A 23,339-nucleotide genomic window follows, 5' to 3' on the forward strand; every position below is an offset into this window, starting at 1 on the left:
CTGACTGCGGAGCAGAAGCTTTCTGTTCCGCAGCGTCTTTTTGAGTTGTAATTGCAAATCATTCTCAATTAGGATGAGTCCGGTCCTGCTGATTCGGAGTTATCCCCATGACACGGCTGTCGCTTTCTCTGTCCGATCTCTGCTGCTGTGAACGGCTGGCGCTGTGGAGCATCCGCTGCCTCATCAGCCATTACCGTTTGCCAAACTGTCCTGAGACAAAAACGACCGACGGCCTGTTCCCGGTCTGCTTCCGCCCGGCGCTCGATGCTGCGGAGGGGGCTTTTTCGGACGCCGTCCATCTTCTGAATGTTGCGGGACAGCCGGGGCTCGCGGTGAATGCGCCGGGCATGCAGTCCCTGACGGTGCTGGAGGAGCGTTTTCTGCGCGGGATCGTCGCGGCCCAGAATGAAGGCCAGCGTGACGTTTTCGTCCTGCTGGCGGAAGTCTTTCCCGATCGTTTCGTACAGGGCTGTCTTGCCACGGCCCTGACGCTCCTGGCGGATTGCCTCGCCGGAGCAGGGCATTGGCTCCCCAAGACCTTGTTGAAAGACGAGACGACGATTTCAGGCGGCGGAGCATTGTCGTCAATCAGCCGCTGGCGCTCCGTCAGCCCGTCGCGGATGCGCGTCCTGTGGCCGCAGGATAGCGGCCCTCTCCAGCGTGAGAGAGCGCCCGAAGCGAACCGGGTGATGCACTGATGATGTCGCTGGGCAGGCGCACTGCCCGGAACGGCGTTGCATCACGCATTCCGGGCTTTGAGGAGCTGGAACATATGACGGTCTGTCTGTTGCTGCTGCTCGCAGGCGTGGTTGGTTTCTGCTGGCTGGCCTGCGTCAATCTTGAAATTTCCGCCGACGACCTCCTGTCCGCACTGGGGTACCAGTCTGGTCTGGAAGAGACGTTCAGGGGGTAAATCCTTCTCCGGCCCACGGATGGACCGGAGACAGTGCTTTCAGATGTAGTATTCGGTCAGCGGCGGAAAGCCGTTGAAACCGACGGAGCAGTACGTCGAGACATACGCGCCGGTAGCAAGAATCTCGACGCGATCGCCACATTCGAGCGAATCCGGCATCGGGATGCGGTTCTTCTCGTACATAATGTCGACACCATCGCAACTCGGACCGGCCACGACACATGGCGAACGGGTGCTGTCTTCTGAATCGCGGGAGGTGCGGAACGTGTAACGGATGGCCTCGCCTTCTGTCTCCGCCAGTCCACCAAAACGGCCGATATCGAGATAGACCCAGCGCGGATCGGTGATGGCACCGCCACGTCGGCTGACGAGAATGACCTCGCTCGACACGACCCCCGACTGTCCGACCATATAGCGGCCCGGCTCCAGCAGGATTTCCGGCGCACCATCCGGGAAATGCATCTTGAGGGACGCGTGGATCGTGTCGGCGAAATCCTGAACGGAAGGCACGTTCTCGCGGTAATGCGTCGGGAAGCCACCACCCAGATTGAGCATCTGAAGGTCCACGCCCTGCGCGCGCAGATCATGATACAGGCCAGCCGCCTTGGCGATGGCGTGATCATAAGCCGCAACGCCGGTTTGCTGGCTGCCAACATGGAAGGACAGGCCATAAGGCTTCAGGCCGAGTTCGCGTGCGCGCAGCATGAGCGTGCGGGCATTGTTCAGCGTGGTGCCGAACTTGCGGGACAGGGGCCAGTCGGCACCTTCGTTCTCGACCGCAAGGCGGCAGAAAACGCGTGCGCCGGGCGCATGTTTGCCAAGCTTTTCCAGCTCTTCGATGCTGTCGAACACGAACAGGCTGATGCCCAGATCATGCGCTTCACGGATCCATTCCGGCTTCTTCAGCGTGTTGCCGTAAGAGATCCGGTCCGGCGTTGCACCGGCATCGAGGCACATGCGGATTTCCGCAATGGAAGCAGCATCGAAGGAAGAGCCCAGCCCGACGAGGCGTTCGAGAATGGCCGGGGCCGGGTTGGCCTTGATGGCGTAATAGATTTTCGCTTCCCCAAGCGCGTCGTGCAGGGCACGGTAATGCGCGCCCACGACGTCGAGATCGACGACGAGGCAAGGGGTTGCCGGCTTCTGCTCGGCAAGGAAGCGTGAGATTTTGGGAGTCATGACACTCAATTCCCAGAACCGGACTCGTCAGGGAACGATATCGCCCTGCGAGTGTGTTGCGAAACGGTCGAACGGACCGGCGAATAGCGGGAATCCGTAACGGGTGGATTCCTGAAGGCCAGAACGCTTGACGTCGTTGCGTAACCTCGAGTGGGCCAGTGGCACGTGCGTTGCTGCGTGAGGCGGGCATATGGGACCAAATGCCCCGTCGTGCAACCGCTAATTTTGCATTGTGATGCTTTTGCCAATATTGGTGAACTGAATCAGGGCGAATTCGGAACGCTGAAGGCATCTTCCGCGTAGGTACATGCTCATGTCGTTCGCTCCGGACTGTCATGAGCGCGACCGCTGCCCCAACAGGACACTGCCGAGGAAAAACCCTGCGTGAGTTTGACATCCGAATCTGCGACCCTTTCCGGCTCCCGGGTCATGCCGGAACAAGCCGTATCTTCGGAGTCGGGACAATCACCTGCTGCTACGGATGCGGCTGATCCGAATGTGGTATCATCCCAGAACAGACTTCATCATGCTGCTTGGCGGGTTGTCGCCAAGCATCTCTTCGCCGAAGTCGGCTCCAGCCAGACTTCGCTTTCTGCGGCGGGATGTGCGTTTTACGCCACGCTGTCGCTTTTCCCGGCCATCTCCAGCCTGATTTCCCTTTATGGTCTGGCCTTTGATCTCCAGTCAGTCGAACCTCAACTCGAAGTGCTGAGGCATCTCCTGCCGCCATCGGCCTATGCCCTGATCGGTGACCGGATTCACGAACTGATTTCCCAGCCTCACTCGTCGCTGACAATCGGGCTGATCTTCTCGCTGGCGGTGGCCCTGTGGTCCGCTTCGGCCAGTACGAAGTCGATCCTCTCCGCGTTGAATATGGCCTATAATGCGCAGGAAACACGGAGTTTTCTGAAGTTTCAGGCTGTCGCGCTCTCAACCACGCTCACGGCTATCGTGGGCGCTGCGCTCACTCTGGCGCTCATGGTGGCGGCCCCCGCACTCGTGGATTACCTGCCGCGCCACGTCAGTTTCCTCAGCGATCCGCCATTCCCGGTGAATTTTCTGCTGTCCTACGGCGCGCCAATGATCGTGCATACGCTTGCGCCGGTTCTGATGCTGCTGTTCGTCTTTATTGCCGTGACGCTGCTGTACCGCTTTGCGCCGTGCCGCGTGCATACAGAATGGCGCTGGATCTTTCCGGGCTCGATCCTTGCGACGATCCTGTGGGTCGCAACGTCTCTTGGCTTTTCATGGTATGTCGCGCATTTCGCCAGCTATGGCGCGACCTATGGGCCCCTCGGCGCTGTCGCGGCCATTATGATGTGGCTTTTCGTGAGCGCGTATGTCGTGCTGTTCGGAGCAGAGCTGAACGCCAGCCTTGAGGCCCGGGCCGGTAAAAGTCAGGCCGTGCCCCCGGAAGAAACAAGTCTGGCCTGAAGATCAGACCAGACGTTCAGCGTCAGTGGTGATGGTGCGGGATACGCTGTGATGCGCTGCCCCGCGGAGAGGCAGGGGCTGTATTGGTACCTGAGGCTTCAATCGCCTGTGCGCTGGTATCTGACGGATCGGCTTCCGCCACTTCAGGCTCGGAGCTGGACTGCGGGGAGGGAACTGCTTCCGTCATTTTCGCGATCGTGACATGCGCCGTTCCTGCGCCCAGCATGCCGATTTTCGCGGCCGCAGCGTGGGACAGATCAATGATGCGGCTGTTGAAAGGGCCACGGTCATTGACCGTTACCACGACCGACCGTCCCGTATCCTGTGACGTCACGAGCAGCTTCGTCCCGATGGGGAGGGAAGGGTGTGCGGCGGTCAGATCATTGGTGTTGAATGTCGCGCCGCTTGCGGTGCGCCGTCCGTGGAAATGCCGTCCGTACCAGCTTGCCATGCCATGCTGGGACCACGCATGTGCGGCCTGATGGGCCCGGTTGGAGAGTGCCGCCCGAACGGAGTCTGCCCAGCTTGTTCTCGGCGTTCCATCAATGGCGGACTCGTCACTCGCATGTGCGGTGTGATGACCGGCCAGACCTGCAAGCGCTACGGCAAATGTCATGCTGCGCAGGGGGATGAAGCCTAGGGGATTGCGAAGGGCAGACAGGTTGAAGCGCACTATATCAGGTTCTTCTCCAGTGGACGGGACGGGCTCAGATTGCACCTGATAGCACAAAAATGCTGCCCTGTCGCCTTTTGGACACCCTGAAGACGGCAGCAATAGGGCAATGACGCTTTCATGACAGCTTCGAAAGTGCTATCGCGCGGCCAGATGAAACGCCCTCTGATTACCGTTCTCAACGGTCCGAATCTCAATATGCTGGGTCTTCGCCAGCCCGGAATCTATGGTCACGCCACGCTCGACGATGTCGAGCAGGTGTGCATTCAGGCTGCCGAACGGCTTGATGTTGCCATTGATTTCCGCCAGACGAACGGAGAGGGTGAGCTTGTGTCCTGGGTTCAGGAGTGTCGCGGCCGTGCAGACGGAATCGTGATCAATCCCGCAGCTTACGGACACACCTCGATTGCCCTGCTCGATGCGCTTCTGGCGGTCGAGCTGCCGGTGGTTGAGGTTCATATTTCCAATATTCATCGCAGGGAGCCGTTCCGTCATCACACCTACGTCTCGCAGGCCGCCATCGGCGTGATCTGTGGCCTCGGCGTCAGGGGATATGCGCACGCGCTTCAGGCAATAACCGACATGATCGAAGACGAAGGATGAGCCGTATGCTCGTGGACAAGGATGCCATCCGGGCATTGGCCGATATTCTGACACAGACCGGCCTGACCGAAATCGAGATTTCCGAAGCGGACAGCCGTATCCGCGTGGCGCGCAACGTGAACGTGGTGCAGGCTGCTGCTCCGGTGCAGGCTGCTGCGGCACCCGCGGCTCCGGCTGTTGCCGCCGCTGTTGCGGCTCCGGCCGATCCGGCCAAGCACCCGGGCATGGTGCCAAGCCCTATGGTGGGCGTTGCCTATCTGACGCCCGATCCGGCTTCCCCGCAGTTTGCGACGGAAGGTCAGACGGTGACTGCGGGTCAGACGATCATGCTCATCGAAGCCATGAAGACCTTCAACCAGATCAAGGCCCCCCGCGCCGGCACCCTGACGAAGTTCCTTGTCGAATCCGGTCAGCCGGTCGAGTTCGGCGAAGCACTGGCGATCATCGAGTAATGATTTCCAAGGTCCTCATTGCCAACCGGGGTGAGATCGCGCTGCGGATCCAGCGCGCCTGCCGCGAGATGGGCATCAAAACCGTTGCCGTGCATTCGACGGCAGACGCCGATGCGATGCATGTGCGCCTTGCGGACGAAGCCGTCTGCATCGGTCCGCCGAGCGCGCGCGACTCCTATCTAAATGTTGCCGCCATCCTTTCGGCTGCGATGATCACGGGAGCAGATGCCATTCATCCCGGTTATGGCTTCCTGTCGGAAAATGCCGAGTTTGCCGAGACCGTGGAAGAACACGGTCTCGCGTTCATCGGTCCGACTGCTGAACATATTCGCACGATGGGCGACAAGATTGCCGCCAAGACGACCATGCGCGCGCTTGGTGTGCCGCTGGTGCCGGGGTCCGATGGCGGTCTGGCTGACTTGCAGGCCGCGCGTGAAGTTGCGGACAAAGTCGGCTATCCGGTCCTCATCAAGGCTGCTGCCGGTGGTGGCGGGCGCGGGATGAAGGTCGCGATGACGGCGGACGACATCGAAGAGGCCTGGTCGGTGGCCCGTGCCGAAGCCCGGGCGGCTTTCGGCAATGACGAGGTCTATCTCGAAAAGTATCTCAACCGTCCGCGTCATATCGAGCTTCAGATCCTTGGCGACGCGCATGGCAATGTCGTGCATTTCGGAGAGCGTGACTGTTCGCTCCAGCGTCGTCACCAGAAACTGCTGGAAGAAGCCGGTTCACCGGCCCTGACGGACGCCGAACGTGAGGAAATTGGCCGCACCGCGACCGAGGCCCTTTCGCGCATGGGCTATCGCAATGCGGGCACGCTGGAGTTCCTGTATCAGGACGGCCAGTTCTGCTTCATTGAGATGAACACGCGTCTTCAGGTTGAGCACCCGGTGACGGAGATGGTCTGCAACGTGGATCTCGTGCGTGAGCAGATTCGGATCGCCTCTGGTGAATCGCTTGGTTACACGCAGTCGGACATCAAAATGTCCGGTCATGCGATCGAGTGCCGCATCAATGCGGAAGATCCGGAAACCTTCATGCCGAGCCCCGGCACGATCAAGGTGTTCCATGCTCCGGGTGGGTTGGGTGTGAGGATGGACAGCGCGATTTACGCTGGCTATCGCATCCCACCTTATTACGACAGCATGATCGCCAAGCTGATCGTGCATGCCCCCACGCGCGCCGAAGCCATTGCCCGCATGCAGCGTGCTCTGGACGAATGTGTGGTGGATGGCGTGAAAACGGTCATTCCGCTCCATCAGAAAATTCTGGCTGATCCTTCTTTCCAGAAAGGGGATTACACCATCCACTGGCTGGAAAATTTCGTCGCTGCCCAGCAGGCAGGAAAGTAAACCGGAGTCACCTATGAGTTACGCGGAAACCATTATCCTTGATATCCGGATCGGGCAGCTGCCTGTGGTGGTTTCTGCGCTCACGGGGCGTGATGGACTTGGCGTCTGGGTGAGCGAGATCGGTGTGCTCAACCGGGTTGTCCTGTTCCGGACCGCCGACACCTATGCCGGTCTTCTGGATGGGCGACCCGAGCTTCTTGCTGCGATCCCCAAAGACGCGATTCAGAGCGTCGATGTCACAAGCTGGCGTCTCATTTCGCCTCTGCTTCCCGCCGGGGCGCACGGTGGCGTTTATGAATGGCGCTGCTACGAGCTGAAACTGGGGCAGGTGGGGGATGTGGAGGAAGCCTTTGTGGCCTCTCTCCCGCCACGGCTGGAGTTGTCTGGGCTAGTCTGCGGGATGATTTCTCTCGAAGGGACACCACGCCTTGCTCATATCTGGCCCTATGCCGATATGAATGCACGGATGGAAATCAGGGCGCAGGCTGTGGCGAGTGGGATCTGGCCGCCGAAAATCGGAAGTGGCTTGAACATGATGGAAAATGCGATTCTGCTTCCGGCCAAAGATTCCGCTTGGCGCTAAGACGCTCCGAATAACATAGAAAAAAAGCGGTGAGGCTGGAGCCTGCACCGCTTTTTTTATGCCTTAGATCCGTGCTTCGAAAAATTACTTCTTGGCGGAAGCCGGAGCAGCAGGGGCCAGTGTTTCGATTGTGCTTTCGGAAACGAATACAACCGACTCCAAGGCCTGTGTCAGCGCAGCGACAGCCTCTTGAGGGTTATGCCCTTCGGTGAAGACGGTTGCCCGATAAACTGCACCCTGCACCGGTGTAAGTGGGGCCAGCGCCATAATGAAATCTGCATCGGCTCCGACGACCTGCATGGTCTGGGCAGCCTGATCCGTATTGCCAGACTTCAACTGCGCATTTGCGGTGGCGACCGCAGCTTTCTTTTCAGGAGCCAACGTCTCGCTTACGACGAACTCACCGCCGACCGGAAGCCAGTCCGTCTGTCCGACGACAGGCTGATGGTTGGCGATAACGGGATGCTGCGGAGCAGGATGGAGATCGTTTTCGGCAGCCTGAAACTTTTTGTCAGCCTTTTGCGCGGCGGCAAGACGCTTCTGGGCATCATAAAGCGCCGGAATGGCGGCTTCGGTCTTGCCGGTCGTCTGGAGAATGTCACGAGCCTTCAGAATATCCTGAAAGGCGCGTTGTCCGTCAGCAGAAAGATGATGGAAAGCGCGGTGAGCCTTGAATTTTTCCCAATGGGTATGAAGTGAATCAGCACTGGCAAAGGGCGTTGCGCAAAGGATGGATGAAATCGCGGCGACGGCGGGAATGAATTTCATGATATTATCTCCGTGAATATTCTGTTCTGACCCTTAGCGGTATTTCATCAGGATAGATCAGACAAATTACCGATCATTTAATGACTGTCGGTCCATTTTGATATTTTTCAGAATCCTCTCCCGTCAGGCAGGGTTTTCTCGCTGCGCGCTGACAGGTCTTGGGGATTGTGACTAACAGATGCAATTCTCTTTATTGCGCAAGGAGTTTAATTTTTAGAACTTATCGACACCATGAAATGATTTATTGAAATAAAAATGAGAATATTGGGGTTTTCATTTGGAGAATGGCTTGCCCTGAAGGAGGGCTTTCCGTATGAACGGGGCCTCAATCACGATACCGTGCCTTGCACCGTAAAGTCGGCCTTTCCGGAGCGCATCGCAGGCATCAGCCGAGTAGCGAGTATTTCCAGATGTCTCTGAATCCCGTCGTCGAGAGTGTGACTGCCCGTATCATCGAGCGTTCGAAAATCTCCCGGCGCCGGTATCTTGCTCTGATGGAGCGCAACCGGGCCAAAGGCGTGCTCCGGCCCAGACTCGCCTGCGGAAATCTGGCTCATGCGATCGCGGCTTCCAGCCCCGACAAGCCGGAGCTGATGCGTCCCACCGGGACCAATATCGGCATCATCACGACCTATAACGACATGCTCTCGGCGCATCAGCCCTATGGGCGCTACCCTGAGCAGATCAAGCTGTTTGCCCGTGAAGTCGGTGCGACGGCGCAGGTAGCGGGCGGTGCGCCGGCCATGTGTGATGGTGTGACGCAGGGGCAGGAGGGGATGGAACTGTCCCTGTTCTCCCGCGACGTGATCGCCATGTCCACGGCGGTCGGTCTGAGTCATGGCATGTTCGAAAGCGTGGCGCTGCTCGGGATCTGCGACAAGATCGTGCCGGGGCTTCTGATGGGCGCCCTGCGTTTTGGTCACCTGCCGACCATGCTGATCCCGGCCGGTCCGATGCCATCCGGCCTTCCGAACAAGGAAAAGCAGCGCATCCGCCAGCTCTACGTTCAGGGCAAGGTCGGCCAGGCCGAACTGATGGAAGCGGAAAACGCCTCCTACCACAGCGCCGGAACCTGCACGTTCTATGGAACCGCCAATACGAACCAGATGATGGTCGAAATCATGGGATTAATGATGCCGGATTCGGCATTCATCAATCCCAATACGAAGCTGCGTCAGGCCATGACGCGCTCCGGAATCCATCGTCTGGCAGAGATCGGTCTGAACGGGGAAGATGCGCGCCCGCTCGCGCAGTGCGTCGATGAAAAGGCGATCGTGAACGCTGCTGTCGGACTGTTGGCAACGGGTGGGTCGACCAACCACGCGATCCATCTCCCCGCGATTGCTCGCGCTGCCGGTATTCTGATCGACTGGGAAGACATCAGCCGCCTGTCTTCCGCTGTTCCGTTGATCACCCGCGTTTATCCGAGCGGCTCTGAAGACGTGAATGCGTTCAATCGCGTGGGGGGAATGCCAACGGTCATCGCCGAACTGTCGAGCGCCGGAATGCTGCATCAGGACATTCTCACGGTCTCGCGCGGCGGCTTTTCCGACTATGCGCGTCGTGCTTCTCTTGAAGGCGACGACCTTGTTTACAGCCGCGCAAAGCCGTCCACCGACACCGATATCCTGCGTGATGTGGCAACGCCGTTCCGTCCGGATGGCGGCATGCGCCTGATGACGGGCAATCTGGGACGCGCGATTTACAAGAGCAGCGCCATTGCGGCGGAACACCTGACGGTCGAAGCGCCTGCGCGGGTGTTTCAGGACCAGCATGACGTCATCACCGCCTATCAGAACGGCGAACTTGAACGTGACGTTGTAGTGGTGGTCCGTTTTCAGGGGCCGGAAGCCAATGGCATGCCGGAACTGCACAAGCTGACCCCGACGTTGGGCGTGTTGCAGGACCGAGGCTTCAAGGTGGCGCTTCTGACGGATGGTCGTATGTCGGGCGCCAGTGGCAAGGTGCCAGCTGCCATTCATGTCGGCCCTGAAGCGCAGGTCGGTGGTCCGATCGCCCGCGTGCGGGACGGCGACATGATCCGCGTCTGCGCCGTGAGCGGCCAGATCGAGGTATTGGTTGACGCCGCCGAATGGGACAGCCGCACGCCAGTCGCCCCGCCGCTCCCGGCATTGGGAACGGGTCGGGAGCTGTTCGCGCTGCTGCGTTCGGTGCATGATCCGGCCGAAGCAGGCGGGTCCGCGATGCTGGCCCAGATGGATCGCGTGATCGAAGCCGTCGGCGACGATATTCACTAAGGAAGATTTCTCATGATCGATACTGCCAAACTTGATGCCGTCATAAGCCGCTGTCCGGTCATGCCGGTGCTGGTGGTCAATGACGTGGCGCAGGCCCGTCCGATGGCCGAGGCTCTGGTGGCGGGTGGCCTGTCCACGCTGGAAGTCACGCTGCGTACGCCCTGTGCGCTCGAGGTCATTGAAGAAATGTCCAAGGTGCCGGGTGCCCTCGTTGGTGCGGGGACCGTTCTGAACCCGTCCGATATGGACCGTGCCGTGAAAGCGGGCGCGCGCTTCATCGTCAGCCCGGGCATGACCGAGGCTCTCGTCAAGGCTTCCGTCGAGCATGACGTCCCGTTCCTGCCGGGTGTCGCCAATGCGGGTGATATCATGCGCGGTCTTGATCTGGGCCTGTCGCGCTTCAAGTTCTTCCCGGCTGTGACGAATGGCGGCATTCCCGCGCTGAAGAGCCTTGCCAGTGTTTTCGGCAGCAATGTCCGTTTCTGCCCGACGGGCGGCATTACGGAAGAGAGCGCCCCGGACTGGCTGGCCCTTCCGACCGTTTCCTGCGTCGGTGGCTCCTGGGTGACGGCGGGCGCGTTCGACGCGGACAAGATCCGTCAGCGCGCAACGGCCGCGGCCCTCTTGAAGGTCTGAACGCGCGCCAATAAACGGTTCACGGGGGCAGTGTTATGCTGCGGCTTCCCGTGAACGTTTTATGAACAAATGGTTTGCGGGACGGCCTGAACCAGATCATAAGGGCGCGTGACTGGACGTTCCCATTTATTGATCGGCGGCTTTGCCGTGTTGTGTGCCATGCGCTGGCATGTGCTTTCCCCTGAGCCACTTTCCGTCTGCACGGGCCTGCTGGGTAGTCTTCTGCCTGACATTGATACCGAGCGCTCCATGCTCGGGAGTCGGGTGAAGATCCTTTCCCGCTTTCTGGCGAAAGCCTTCGGCCATCGTGGTCTAACGCATTCTGGCCTGATGCTGCTCGTGGCTGCGGCTGTCATGAATGGCCTGATGGGCCCTGAAAGTCTCCGCGGACCGTGGGGTGCCCTGCTGTTGGGAGCTGCGACGCATATCACCGCCGATCTTCCGACAGGAGGGTGCCAGGTTTTTGCCCCCCTCAGCCGTTCGCGACTTTCGCTCTGGCCTTATGTCCGGACTGGCGGCATCGGGGAAATCATGCTTCTTGTGCCTATCCTCTGCCTTCTGGGCTGGGCAGGATTTTTCGGTAATGGCCCTGTTCCGGGCCATGTCCCTCCATCTGCGCATCACTCGCGGTTGCGCGGACATGTTTTGAAGGATATTTCATTCTCATCATGACACAGACCCGACTCCCCGTCCGCCGTGCCCTTCTCTCCGTTTCTGACAAAACGGGACTGATCGAACTGGGGCGTGCGCTCGCCGCCCACGGTGCGGAACTGCTTTCGACCGGGGGGTCCGCCAAGGCTCTTCGTGACGCCGGTCTGACAGTCAAGGATGTCTCGGACCATACCGGTTTTCCGGAAATTCTGGACGGGCGGGTCAAAACCCTCGTGCCTCAGGTCCATGGTGGCATTCTCGGTCGTCGCGATCTGGCCGACCATGTTGCGCAGATGGCAAAGCATGACATTGCTCCGATCGATCTGGTCTGTGTAAATCTCTACCCGTTCGCGGCAACCGTTGCCTCGGGTGCTGGTGACGAAGACTGCATCGAGAATATCGATATCGGTGGTCCCGCCATGATCCGTGCGGCTGCCAAGAACTTCGATCACGTCGCAATCTTGACGGATCCGCAGCAATATGCGGCGGTCATCGCATCGCTGGAGCAGGGCGGTACGGTTCTGGTCGAACGACGCAGCTACGCGGCCTCCGCCTATGCCCATACGGCGGCCTATGACAGTATGATCTCTCGCTGGTTTGCCAAACAGGCAGGCGAAATTCTGCCCCCTGTCCTGACCCTGAGCGGGACACGGGACAATCTGCTGCGCTACGGCGAAAACCCGCATCAGAAGGCGGCCTTTTATCGTGACGGCAGCCAGCGCCCCGGCGTGGCGAGCGCACGACAGCTGCAGGGCAAGGCGCTGAGCTATAACAACATCAACGACACGGACGCAGCGTTCGAAGCTGTCGCCGAGTTTGACGAACCAACTGTGGTCATCGTCAAACATGCCAATCCATGCGGCGTGGCATCTGCCGCAACGCTGGAGCAGGCCTGGATTGCGGCTCTGCGCTGCGACCCCGTTTCGGCTTTCGGCGGTATCGTCGCCCTCAACCGGACGCTGGATGGCGCAACGGCCCAGAGGATCAGCAAGATCTTCACGGAAGTGATCGTGGCTCCCGATGCCGATGCGGAGGCCATTGAGGTCTTGGCAAAGAAAAAGAATCTGCGTCTGCTGCTCACCCAGGGCGTGCCCGATCCGACGGCCGAGGGGCTGTCGTTTCGTTCCGTCTCTGGTGGTTTTCTGGCCCAGAGCCGTGATGCAGGCCGGGTGACGCAATCCGATCTCAAGGTCGTCACCAAGCGTGCGCCGACGGATCAGGAAATGAAGGATCTGCTGTTCGCGTTCCGCGTCGCAAAGCATGTGAAATCAAACGCCGTCATTTACGTCCGCAATGGCGCCACGGTCGGCATCGGTGCCGGGCAGATGTCACGTGTAGACAGCGCGCGCATTGCGGCGCGAAAGAGCGAAGATGCGGCAAAGGAAGCCGGAGAGCACGCTCCGCTGACAATCGGATCGGTTGCAGCTTCGGATGCGTTCTTCCCCTTCGCGGATGGTCTTGAGAGCGTCGTTGCGGCGGGTGCCGTGGCTGTCATTCAGCCAGGTGGCTCCATTCGCGATCAGGAGGTGATCGATGCGGCAGACGCAGCCGGGATCGCCATGGTATTCACCGGCATGAGGCATTTCAGACATTGAAAAAGCTCGCTTGCGCCAGCCTGGTTCTGGCTCTGTCCATTTCCGCAGCAGAAGCTGCCCCCTGTGTCTATGACATGACGCCACTTCCGGTGACCAAGGGGACTGTTGCCAACATTACGCCCACCGGCGTGCAGCTCAGCGACGGTACGGCGGTCATCCTGCCCTCAGAGTTTCTGGCGCATATTCACCTGAACCAGAAACTGGCCGTTAGGGGACTGGTTGCAAAGACAACGCATACCGTTCAGGCTCTGGCCCTCGATGGTAATCCACCCATCTGCCCAAGCGCGCCGGCGATCCCAAGAGGAGCCTTTCCAGGCTCGCCAGGATACGACACGATCCATCCCTGATCGGCCTACGTTTGGATGTAGTGTCGGGCAGTCGTTAAACGCTTTCTTTACGCTTCTTGTGCAATGATTCTCCGGATTGACCGATGCTGGCGGATCCGGAGGCACAAGTTCTTGTCACATGTCACGACATCCGCAGTTATGACGACCACTGGCCTCGGGCGCGTTGAAGTTGCTCCTGAGGCACAACTGGCTTCCAATGAGCGGTTTCACGATTTTCTGGAAAGCTACGTGCATCCGGAAATGCCTAAGCATTCTGAGACCCGACAGAATACTTCAACTGTTAAACCGCAGCCTGCAAAAACAGAACCTCTTGAATCGCAAGGTCAAACTGCAAAGCAGCCTTCGAAAAGTCTGCCTACATTGGCTTCCAGTGTGCCGAGAAAAGTAGCCCCACAATCGGAAGACTATACTCTCCCCACCAAGCAGATGACTGCTCCCAAAAAAGAAGCTCTGCCTGTCGGGCAAAAAGCAGTTTCAGGGAGTAGTAAAGAACAGACACCAGGCAACAAAATTCAGGGAAAAACACCTCAGTCAGTTTCGAGGGATGTTGATAGTAAGTACGCGCCTAATGAAAATCAGAAAATCACGCAAAAAAATTCAGTAAAATCTGAAGAAACTGAGGTTATTGATAACAACCTAATATCCAATCATGATGCGACATCTGTGAGTGTTGGTGAAGCAGATTTTCCTAAAGAAAATACAAATTCATCAAATAATGATAATTCAGAAATCATTAGTGAGAAATCGTCATTTGAAAAAAATTATATAAAAGAAAACAGTTCTGTTAAAAGCTTGGAAAAAATCATAGAGGTAAAAGAAGATTTTATATCTGAAAATATTTCTTCTATTGATTCAAAGGATGTATCTGCTGAAAAAGTATTTTCTGAAGCATTGGAGGAATCCCCATCGGAAACGAATGCAGAAAACAAAACTGCATCCGCTGACGAGGACGAAAAAATTTCTCGGCGAGACAATCAAAATACGCTGCTTTATCAACAAGAAAATAATGGAAAAACAACCACTCATATCGAAATGAACGTCGGTGGGAGTGAAAAAATACACGTGGAAATTGATGGATCTGATGGTAAAGAACATCGAATTCATATCAACACAGATAATCCAGAAGTCTATCAGTCTCTCAAAGACGATCATAGTAAACTGATTGCAGCTTTAACTGATAATTCGATTCCTGTTTCTGGAACGCAATCCATAGCGAAAGCAGATATCCAGATCAGCCTTTCGGTACCATCCTTTCTTGACATGTCGTCGCGTGACGAGCGTCAAGAGGGGCGTAACCGCTCGTCTGGTAATTCACGGGGTAGTACGCCCGTATCCTCAACATCTGTCACTGAACGGCGTTTTCTCCGAGGCGTTGTCGATCTCACTGTTTGAAAATAGGATTAAAACCATGGTTACTTCAGTTGGAACAACAACTGGAACTACTTCTCTTTTAAGCCAGGCAATAAGCGCTGCGAAAAGCAATGCGGCAACGAATGCTGCAGCAGCTTCGAATACCACAACAAGCAGCTCAAGTAGTTCTTCGTTGTCTTCTTTGGGCGGAAACTTTAATCAGTTTCTTACGCTTCTTACGACACAATTGCAGCATCAAGATCCCAGTAATCCAACAAGTACGGACTCATTTACAGCTGAATTAGCCCAATTCGCCGGGGTGCAGCAGCAGGTCGAAACCAATACAAACCTGACGAGCTTGATTTCGGCCACCCAGGATAATCAGATGGCTTCAGCTGTCAGCCTTATCGGAAAAACAACTACGGCAAGCACGTCCAGCCTGCCATTACAAAGCGGGAGCGCGTCGTTGTCATTTACAGCCCCTCAGGCTGGTGATGTGGCGATTGCGATAACTGACAGTACAGGAACCGTCGTCAAATCAGAGACAGTCGATGCCTCGGTTGGAACGAATACATGGACATGGGACGGTAAAAACAACAGTGGCACGCAGTTAAACAATGGAGCTTATAATGTGGCTGTAGAGGGAAATTCTACGGACGGAACCACTGTTGCTCTTCCGACAACGGTTACAGGAACTGTTACCGGTGTTTCAAAAGGAACTTCGGGAGTGAATATTGATATGGGAAGCGCGACCATTAACATGAGCGATCTGACCGGATTTTCAAGCACCTGATTTCGAGGGGCGGGGAGGCCGCTTGTTAGTCATGTATTAAGCTTTTTGTTCCACAATGGAGTTCATCAAAAGTAAGTTTTTTAGGGATAAGTGAGTATGTGGGCAGGACAGAGAGGTTTTTCTGACGGGAATCGCAGCGGTCTCGATTCTCTGAAAAACCGGAAAGAGAGCAATCAGTGAAAGCTCTTCTGGCAAACCTCAAACAGCTCGGTCTCCCACGTCTGGCTGCTCTTGGTGGTGTTGGCGTCTCAATGCTTGTTCTGCTGGGGGTTTTAGTCCTGCACGGTGTCAACGCCACGAATGGCCTTTTGTATCGAGATTTAGAACCTCATGAAGCTGGTGAAATTGTAGATCAGCTTTCAAAAGCTCACATTAAATACCGTCTTCAGGATCAGGGTAGTACAATCATGGTACCTGATGATGATGTGGCCCGTGCTAGATTGCTTTTGGCTAAAGGCGGTTTGCCGTCTGGAGGTTCCGTTGGATACGAGATCTTTGATAAGGGTAACAGCTTCACTGCAACTCAATTTGAACAAACTATCAATGAAACTCGGGCGCTAGAAGGAGAATTAGAGAGATCTATTCGCCTGATTCACGGGGTACAGAATGCAAGAGTGCACCTTGTGCTTCGTCATAGAGAGCTTTTTTCAACAGATGAGCAGAGCGCGCAAGCAAGCGTGCTTCTCTCCATGGATGGGGGGCGTAGACTCGATGAGGAAAATATCGCCGCAGTAGTTAATCTTGTCGCGGCAGCGGTTCCGGGGTTGGATGCTCATAATATTTCATTGATAGATAACCGTGGCCATGTCCTTCTTAAACAGGGAGAAGGAAGCGCGAACGGTGGCGAGTCCTTGGAAGAACAACGCCAGATAATTGAGCAACGTATCGCACATGAAGTTGAGGACTTACTGGGAGCGTCCTTGGGGCCAGGACATGTGCGTGTGGAAGCAAATATTACGATGAACAATGATCATGTTCGTGAAACGCAAGAAAATTACGATCCTGATCAGCAGGTTTTACGTTCTCAGCAAACTAAAACAGAAAAAAATATCAATACTCAAGGTTCTAGTAATACAACGGTTTCGAATAATCTTCCGAACGCAAATGCGGGTCAGCAGCAAAATGGAAGTCAAAGCAATCGACAAGAGCAAACAAATAACTATGAAATAAGTAAGACTGTTCGTACTTTAGTGCAGGACCAACCGCGTATTGCACGCATCAGCATGGCAGTGATGGTGGACGGCATTAGTCAGTCGGATGGAAAGGGTCATTTTTCTTGGCAGCCGCGTAATGAAGAAGAATTGAACCGTTTAACAGCTTTAACTAAAAGTGCCGTTGGTTTCGACCAGGCTAGAGGGGATGTGGTAACGGTCATGTCCATGAAATTTAGTAATATAGAAGCTGAAATGCGGCCCGTAAATTCGGATTGGAGTAAATTTTTCAGCCGTACAAATCAAATGGAAGCTGTAAGATTCTCATTGTTCGCGATATGCCTTGCAATGGTTTTGTTTTTTGTTGTCCGCCCATTATTGAAGCCTGTATCTAATAATAATTCTAATAAGTTATTTAATTCATCAAATTCTGCTGAGTCAATTCAACCAATATCTTTATCGTCTCAAAATTCAATTTATTTATCCGGCAATCAATCGGAAAAGCAGAAAATTCCAATGCTTGAAGTTTCTGATAAAGGAACGAATTTAATTGATGAAGATACTGTATTTGTTAACGGTGTACAGGGAAAAATTAGAGCTTCTTCCGTACAAAAAGTTATAGATCTTATAGAAACTCATCCTTCTGAAAGTATTTCTTTAGTAAGAGGATGGTTGATTCCATCTCAGGAAGGAGCATCAAGATAATGGAGCTGGAAAAAAATATCTCAGGTGTACAAAAAGCAGCCATCTTAATGATGGCCTTAGGTGAAGAAAATTGTTCTAAGTTGTTTGAACAAATGCATGAGGAAGAAATTAGAGAAGTTTCATCTGCAATGGCTCAATTAGGTATTGTATCATCCAATATCGTAGAAAAAATATGCCATGAATTTAGTCAAGGATTAGGCTCGGCTGAAGGAGTGGTTGGGGATCTTGAAAGCACAGAAAAGCTTCTTAAAAACGCACTGCCCGCCAGCAGAGCTGCCGCAATCATGGAAGAAATTCGGGGTCCTGCAGGGCGCACGATGTGGGACAAGTTGGGGAATGTATCAGAGTCAGTGCTCGCAAATTATTTAAAAAATGAATATCCACAAACAGTAGCTGTTATTCTAAGCCGGATTAAATCTTCTCATGCAGCTAAAGTATTGGCACTTTTTCCTGAAGAATTTTCATTAGATATTATGATGAGAATGTTAAAAACAGAAACTGTACAAAAAAACGTAATTCAAAGTATAGAAAAAACTTTGCGGTCAGAATTTATTTCTAATATTCCAAGAGGAATAAATCGTAATAGCCATGAAGTTTTAGCTGATATATTTAATAACTTTGATAGAAGACTTGAAAATAGATTTATGTCGGCTTTGGAAGAGAGGAGTCAAATCGATGCCGAACAAATTAAGAGTCTTATGTTTACCTTCGAAGAGTTAGTGAATCTTTCTGGAGAAGGTTTGATCACCCTGTTGAACCAGCTTCCTCGTGAGAGCCTGCCATTAGCACTTAAAGGAGCAAGTGATAGGTTGCGCCAAGCGTTTCTGGGGGCGATGTCTGATCGTGCAGGACGTATCCTATTGGATGAAATTGAAGATTTGGGGCCTGTGCGGGTAAAGGATGTCGATATAGCTCAAAATGAAATTCTCATTATCGCTAAAGACTTAGTTGATCGCGGAGAAATTGATCTGATAGATCAAGAAAAACCAGAAAATGAAATGATTGTTTGATGACTAGGAAAACATTGGCAGAGCAAAAAAAAATAGGAATTTTGTATTCTGAGGATTTTGAAAAAACCTCTATTGAAAAGATTATAATAAAAATACCTGAAGATTCTTCAAATATAGAAAAAGAAGAGTTATTTTCAAAATCGTGTTTAGATAAATATTATGAAGATGGCTTCCAGAATGGAATAAAAGAAGAAAAAAAGAATAATAATATAGAAAAAAATTTCATAGATTCATTATTGAATTTCTTCTTTTCTATAGAAAAAGAAATTTTAGAACAAAAAAAACAAATTTCTAAAGAAATATCATTCGCGATAATATCTTGTATTGCAAATCTATTTCCTAACTTATATGAAAAATATGGAGAAAAAGAGTCGGAAATAATTTTTCAAAAAATATACCCATTTATAAATAAAAATTCTCATGTAAATTTAAGTTGTTCTAAACAATTTCTCTTTAAAATAGAAGAATCGATACCAGAATCTTTCAAAGAAATAATAAACCTTAACATTGACGAGGCAATGAAAAATGGAGAATTCAGTATTGCTTGGGATACGGGGTCATTATCTCGGAATTCCAGTAAATATATAGAAGAAATAATTTCTGAGATATTATGTTTTAATAAGGAGCGAAAGGAAGAAAATGCTAGAGAAAGATAAAGACGATTTCGATCTCGAGAAAGAAGATTTTTTATCTTCCGATAGTTTTGAGGTTAAATTTCCTAATGATTTAGAAGCGATTTACGACGTTCCGGTTGCTGTTAGTGTAGTCTTGGGTAGAGCTGCAATGCCTATAAATAAGCTACTCAGGTTAGGACGTGGGGCTGTTGTTGAGTTGGATCGCAAAATTGGCGATCCCATAGACATACTTGTTAATAATCGTTTGATAGCAAGAGGAGAGGTTGTCATGGTCGATGAAACGCGCCTGGGAGTTACAATGACTGAAATCGTAAAGTCTGAAAAATAGTATTTATATTATTGTATTGTTGGGAGACTAAGAAGAGAAATGAATGGTATTTATAATAGTTTTTCTTCTGCCATGGAAGGAATGCTGAAGTCATTTAATTTTTCTTCGAATGGTTCATCGATCAAGAGGTTTTCCCCTGGATCTGATGTGGGGCTTGCGCTCTTAGTGGCGGCATTGCTTTCAATACTTGTCTTGCCACTTCCTACATTCATTCTGGATATCGGACTATCTCTCTCCGTTACGTTATCCATATTAATTTTGATGGTAGCCTTGTTTCTGAATAGGCCTTTAGATTTTACATCTTTTCCAACTTTATTATTGCTAACAACACTGCTGCGCCTTTCTTTGGAAGTCGCAACAACGCGTTTAATATTGAGTCACGGTTATCTGGGGGCATATGCTGCAGGTCATGTCGTTGCAGCGTTCGGTGGCTTTCTTATGGGGGGTGATGTAGTTATCGGGGCTATATTATTTTCCATACTTTTAGTTGTTAATTTTATGGTTATTACAAAAGGATCTGGAAGAATTGCTGAAGTTGCGGCTAGGTTTTCTTTGGATTCAATGCCCGGCAAACAAATGGCTATTGACGCAGAATTATCTTCTGGGACAATTAACGATGTTATTGCTAGAAAAAAACGAAAAGAACTTGAAGAAGAAAGTGGATTTTATGGTGCAATGGATGGAGCAGCAAAGTTCGTACGTGGAGATGCGATCGCTAGCTTAATAATAACAGCAATTAATATCATTGGCGGGTTAACAATAGGTATTGTCCGTCATGGGATGTCGATCTCAGATGCGGCGACAGCGTTTACAACACTAACGATAGGTGATGGGCTTGTCTCCCAGATACCAGCCCTTTTAGTCTCTACAGCTTCGGGTATTGTTGTTACAAAAGGAGGAACTGAAGGAGGGGCAGATGTTGCGTTAGTGAGGCAACTGGGAGGAAATCCTAAGCCACTTGCTTTAGCGGCCGGTTGTTCTTTGGTTTTAGGTATGATGCCCGGACTGCCAACTTTCCCGTTTTTTTTTCTAGCTGTTTTATCTGCTGCGGCAGCTTGTTTCAGGCATTATGCACCAATTTCTAATAAAGATGATGAAGGTGATTCAATCGCGGTCCCTGAAAATAATATTCCCACTGATGCGCCAATTTCGGATAGTCTTAAGGTTGACTTGTTGAGACTAGAATTAGGATTTAACTTGTTGGCCGTAGCAAATGGAGATGCTGCTCGTCTGACTGAAAAAATTAAAGTGCTACGCAGAACAATTGCTAGTGATATGGGGTTTGTACTGCCGCCGGTTCGTATTCAAGATAACTTAATTTTGCCGCCTGATTGTTATTCAATTTGTATCAAAGAAATTGAAGTGGGACGAGGGGAAGTTAGGCTTAACAAGCTTCTGGCCATGAATCCTCAGGGGGGGGAGCCTAATATTGAGGGCGAAAAAACTAGAGAACCTGCCTTTGGTCTCCCAGCATTATGGATAGATCAGAATTTGCGTGAAAATGCCATAGTACGTGGATATACCGTTGTAGATCCGGCTAGTGTTATTATTACTCATTTAACTGAGTTAGTTAAAGAAAATATGGCCGAGCTTTTGTCATACGCAGAAACACAGAAATTATTGGATGGTATGCCTAGAGACCAGCAGAAGTTGGTTGTAGATTTGATTCCGTCGCAGGTTTCTGTAGGAGTTTTACAAAGAATACTACAGTCCCTTCTTGATGAGAAAGTCTCTATCAGAGATTTAACAGGGATTTTGGAGGCAGTTCAGGAGGGATATAGTTTAGGTTTCAAAACGGTTACTTCGTTGGTTGCACATGTTCGCATTAGACTGGCTCGTCAAATTAGTTCTTCGATGATTAATGCTCAGGGGTGTATCCCGATTTTGACTCTTAGTCCCGAATGGGAGCTTTCTGCTTATGAAAATTTGTCTAATTCGACCGAGGAGAAGCAAATTAACTTTTCTCCTTCTCAAATGCAAAAATTTGTTTCAGCTTTAAAGTATTCTATCGAATCTTCTTCTAGGGAGGGAATTATTCCAGTTATATTGACTTCTCGTAATCTTCGTCTTCCCCTGAGAAGGATAGTAGAGCGCGTTCAACCTTCTATAAGTGTGTTATCTCAAGAAGAGATTTTTCCTAGAATTAAAATAATCAATACTGGATTAATAGCATAATATTTTTCAATCTATTCAAATCGGACTTTTATTGCTCAGATTTGGAAGATGATGGTGGCAGAAAGGCAATGGTTGCGAAAAAGCCTGTTGAGAGCTTGTTGTAGCTGGACGCAACGCGGCGCCAAGCCCTTGATGTGTCTGAACATGATCTCTATACGGTCGAGCCGTTTTTAGTCGCGCTTGTCTTATTTGACGGCTCTGTTATGGGATTTTCGGTCCGGAATGCAGACTTGATCTCCCTCTCCTTTTCCCTTGCAAGGGTCCCTGAACCAGTCGACGTTATAGCCCATAGCCATTGGGCGTGCAGCGAATCATTCAGCCGAACAGTGGCTTCGATATAATCACTAATCTGGCCTGAGGTCATGAATAAGATCAAAGGACGGCCTTTTGCATCGGTAATGGTGTGAAAGTTGCTGTTCATGCTGCCTTTTGTGTTCCCAATCAGGCGGCCTCACCCTTCTCTTTACCCACAGGCTTGAAATCGTGCAGTGCGCTTTCAGATTGGTTGCGTCAATCATCATCGGTCTTTGACTGATTGAAAACCTGGGACGGCAGCCAGACGACCTCCTATCATCCGCAGAAGGATATTTGTATCATCTACCGCTTCTAGCGATTGTTAAGCGTCTTAGGTTGAACGTATCTCCGGCGAACATCACACACCAGAGTGGCCGTTCGGATTAACAAAGATGATCCCGCGCAACACTTACTAATCATCAACGTGCGGTCTGTCGCGACGATTAAGGAAAAGGGCCGTAGATGGTCCTTCTGGTTCTCCCCTAGCCATTACAGGTCGTTTGTCTTCAGTCTTCTCCCCGAGTCTCAATCAGTTTTCTAAAATTAATGCGGCCTTAGCCTGAGCGTTAAATGTTTTTCTCAAGGAAGTGTGCGGTTATCATATCTCTTCCTCTGCTAGAGGGCGGGAATCTGTTAAACTGCTTATTAATACGAAAGTGTTTTTTTGCGGCATTTGGATTGATATGACGTCAATTATGAAAATTCATTTTGTTGCGTCTCCTAGTGATTCTGCCCAGCTAGCTTTAGAGCGCCTTTCACAGAAGTATGGGAATGCCCCGCTTCAGAGCGCAGATTTTGTCGTTTGTCTGGGGGGGGATGGATTTATGCTTGAAGCGCTTCACAAGGTTCTGGACAGCCGGACTGCCATCTACGGTATGAATTACGGCACGGTTGGTTTTTTGATGAATGCCGCTAATGAGGTGGATCTTTTGCGTCGTTTAGAAAATGCCCAGCCCTCGGTTCTTCATCCATTGCATATGACGGCGACGACTTCCACGGGCATCGTCAGGAGCGCATTGGCGTTCAATGACGTTTTTCTTTTCAGGCAAACGAGACAAACATCTCGGATAAAAATTGAAATTGACGGTCGGGTGCGTCTTGAAGAACTGATTTGTGATGGAATTATTGTTTCCACTCCGGCGGGGTCTACAGCGTATAATCTTTCAGCTCATGGACCTATTGTTCCTTTGAGCTCCAATATTCTTCCTTTAACGCCAATCTCCGCTTTTCGTCCTCGTCGCTGGAGAGGGGCACTTTTGCCCTCCAGTGCTGTGGTGAAGCTGACGCTTCTGGATACGGAGAAAAGAGCGACAGCAGCCGTAGCGGACTTTACGGAAATTCGTGATGTGGCAGAAGTTGTGGTGCGTGAAGATCGCACCCGAAAGGCCACGATCCTGTTCGACCCGGACCATGGCCTTTCGGAGCGGATCATTGCCGAACAGTTCGTGGCATAA

At 52.1% G+C, this 23,339-nt stretch carries 23 protein-coding genes; 20 read left to right on the plus strand and 3 right to left on the minus strand.

Going from position 1 to position 23,339, the window contains the following annotated elements:
• Positions 1–107 precede the first annotated feature (107 nt).
• Entirely contained in the window at positions 108–698 is a 591-nt protein-coding gene (locus tag JK208_RS07890; protein ID WP_206034827.1) for a hypothetical protein, read from the plus strand.
• A complete protein-coding gene (locus tag JK208_RS07895) occupies positions 698–913 on the plus strand; it encodes a hypothetical protein (protein WP_194262264.1) in 216 nt (71 codons plus the stop codon). The genes JK208_RS07890 and JK208_RS07895 overlap by 1 nt, the downstream gene beginning before the upstream one ends.
• A 39-nt stretch (positions 914–952) precedes the next feature.
• On the opposite strand, the gene JK208_RS07900 is transcribed toward JK208_RS07895, so the two are convergent.
• On the minus strand, positions 953–2,092 hold the full coding sequence (locus JK208_RS07900; protein ID WP_283092417.1) for a type III PLP-dependent enzyme: 1,140 nt from the start codon (positions 2,090–2,092) through the stop codon (positions 953–955).
• Positions 2,093–2,476: 384 nt separating this feature from the next.
• Between JK208_RS07900 and JK208_RS07905 the strand changes: the two genes are divergently transcribed.
• The gene (locus tag JK208_RS07905) at positions 2,477–3,526 is read left to right on the plus strand and encodes a YihY/virulence factor BrkB family protein (RefSeq protein WP_349291971.1); all 1,050 of its coding nucleotides are present in this window, start codon (positions 2,477–2,479) and stop codon (positions 3,524–3,526) included.
• 22 nt (positions 3,527–3,548) lie between these two features.
• Here JK208_RS07905 and JK208_RS07910 read toward each other — a convergent pair whose 3' ends face one another.
• Complete coding sequence (locus JK208_RS07910; protein ID WP_211575372.1) at positions 3,549–4,199, minus strand: septal ring lytic transglycosylase RlpA family protein; 651 nt, start codon at positions 4,197–4,199, stop codon at positions 3,549–3,551.
• A gap of 153 nt (positions 4,200–4,352) precedes the next feature.
• Here JK208_RS07910 and aroQ point away from each other — a divergent pair, with 153 nt between their 5' ends.
• Genes aroQ through JK208_RS07930 form a run of 4 tightly spaced genes read left to right on the plus strand, consistent with a single transcriptional unit; the run spans position 4,353 to position 7,189 of the window.
• Positions 4,353–4,802, plus strand: coding sequence for a type II 3-dehydroquinate dehydratase (aroQ, locus tag JK208_RS07915; RefSeq protein ID WP_041112562.1), 450 nt, complete (start codon positions 4,353–4,355; stop codon positions 4,800–4,802).
• A complete protein-coding gene (locus JK208_RS07920) occupies positions 4,799–5,254 on the plus strand; it encodes an acetyl-CoA carboxylase biotin carboxyl carrier protein subunit (protein ID WP_211575374.1) in 456 nt (151 codons plus the stop codon). Before aroQ ends, JK208_RS07920 begins: the two co-directional genes overlap by 4 nt.
• Complete coding sequence (gene accC / locus JK208_RS07925) at positions 5,254–6,606, plus strand: acetyl-CoA carboxylase biotin carboxylase subunit (RefSeq protein ID WP_211575376.1); 1,353 nt, start codon at positions 5,254–5,256, stop codon at positions 6,604–6,606. Before JK208_RS07920 ends, accC begins: the two co-directional genes overlap by 1 nt.
• Positions 6,607–6,619: 13 nt before the next feature.
• Positions 6,620–7,189, plus strand: a complete 570-nt coding sequence (locus JK208_RS07930; protein WP_211575378.1) for an NIPSNAP family protein — start codon at positions 6,620–6,622, stop codon at positions 7,187–7,189.
• Positions 7,190–7,273: 84 nt separating this feature from the next.
• Here the strand turns inward: JK208_RS07930 and JK208_RS07935 are convergent, their stop codons facing one another.
• A complete protein-coding gene (locus JK208_RS07935; protein WP_211575380.1) occupies positions 7,274–7,957 on the minus strand; it encodes a YfdX family protein in 684 nt (227 codons plus the stop codon).
• Between the two features lie 410 nt (positions 7,958–8,367).
• Between JK208_RS07935 and edd the strand changes: the two genes are divergently transcribed.
• The 13 genes from edd (at position 8,368) to JK208_RS08005 (ending at position 23,339) form a co-directional block, all read left to right on the plus strand.
• The gene (edd, locus tag JK208_RS07940; RefSeq protein WP_211575381.1) at positions 8,368–10,215 is read left to right on the plus strand and encodes a phosphogluconate dehydratase; all 1,848 of its coding nucleotides are present in this window, start codon (positions 8,368–8,370) and stop codon (positions 10,213–10,215) included.
• 12 nt (positions 10,216–10,227) lie between these two features.
• Positions 10,228–10,851, plus strand: a complete 624-nt coding sequence (eda, locus tag JK208_RS07945) for a bifunctional 4-hydroxy-2-oxoglutarate aldolase/2-dehydro-3-deoxy-phosphogluconate aldolase (RefSeq protein WP_211575382.1) — start codon at positions 10,228–10,230, stop codon at positions 10,849–10,851.
• Between the two features lie 108 nt (positions 10,852–10,959).
• Positions 10,960–11,523: a metal-dependent hydrolase gene (locus JK208_RS07950; RefSeq protein ID WP_211575383.1), complete on the plus strand. Its 564-nt coding sequence runs from the start codon at positions 10,960–10,962 to the stop codon at positions 11,521–11,523.
• Positions 11,520–13,097 (plus strand): bifunctional phosphoribosylaminoimidazolecarboxamide formyltransferase/IMP cyclohydrolase, encoded by a 1,578-nt coding sequence (gene purH, locus JK208_RS07955; protein WP_211575385.1) that lies wholly within the window; start codon positions 11,520–11,522, stop codon positions 13,095–13,097. The genes JK208_RS07950 and purH overlap by 4 nt, the downstream gene beginning before the upstream one ends.
• Complete coding sequence (locus tag JK208_RS07960) at positions 13,094–13,444, plus strand: hypothetical protein (protein ID WP_211575386.1); 351 nt, start codon at positions 13,094–13,096, stop codon at positions 13,442–13,444. Before purH ends, JK208_RS07960 begins: the two co-directional genes overlap by 4 nt.
• Before the next feature lie 138 nt (positions 13,445–13,582).
• Positions 13,583–14,836, plus strand: a complete 1,254-nt coding sequence (locus tag JK208_RS07965) for a flagellar hook-length control protein FliK (protein WP_211575389.1) — start codon at positions 13,583–13,585, stop codon at positions 14,834–14,836.
• 16 nt (positions 14,837–14,852) lie between these two features.
• On the plus strand, positions 14,853–15,587 hold the full coding sequence (locus JK208_RS07970) for a flagellar hook assembly protein FlgD (protein ID WP_211575390.1): 735 nt from the start codon (positions 14,853–14,855) through the stop codon (positions 15,585–15,587).
• 176 nt (positions 15,588–15,763) lie between these two features.
• Entirely contained in the window at positions 15,764–17,443 is a 1,680-nt protein-coding gene (gene fliF / locus JK208_RS07975; RefSeq protein WP_211575391.1) for a flagellar basal-body MS-ring/collar protein FliF, read from the plus strand.
• Positions 17,443–18,453, plus strand: a complete 1,011-nt coding sequence (locus JK208_RS07980) for a flagellar motor switch protein FliG (RefSeq protein ID WP_211575392.1) — start codon at positions 17,443–17,445, stop codon at positions 18,451–18,453. Before fliF ends, JK208_RS07980 begins: the two co-directional genes overlap by 1 nt.
• Entirely contained in the window at positions 18,453–19,109 is a 657-nt protein-coding gene (locus tag JK208_RS07985; RefSeq protein ID WP_211575393.1) for a hypothetical protein, read from the plus strand. The genes JK208_RS07980 and JK208_RS07985 overlap by 1 nt, the downstream gene beginning before the upstream one ends.
• On the plus strand, positions 19,093–19,416 hold the full coding sequence (gene fliN, locus JK208_RS07990) for a flagellar motor switch protein FliN (protein ID WP_194262279.1): 324 nt from the start codon (positions 19,093–19,095) through the stop codon (positions 19,414–19,416). The genes JK208_RS07985 and fliN overlap by 17 nt, the downstream gene beginning before the upstream one ends.
• 39 nt (positions 19,417–19,455) lie before the next feature.
• Positions 19,456–21,591 carry a flagellar biosynthesis protein FlhA gene (flhA, locus tag JK208_RS07995; protein WP_211575395.1) on the plus strand — a complete coding sequence of 712 codons (2,136 nt, stop codon included), beginning with the start codon at positions 19,456–19,458 and terminating at the stop codon, positions 21,589–21,591.
• A 989-nt stretch (positions 21,592–22,580) separates the two neighbouring features.
• Positions 22,581–23,339: an NAD kinase gene (locus JK208_RS08005; protein WP_211575397.1), complete on the plus strand. Its 759-nt coding sequence runs from the start codon at positions 22,581–22,583 to the stop codon at positions 23,337–23,339.

The organism is Gluconobacter sp. Dm-74 (assembly GCF_018256135.1).
Lineage (GTDB): Bacteria > Pseudomonadota > Alphaproteobacteria > Acetobacterales > Acetobacteraceae > Gluconobacter > Gluconobacter cadivus.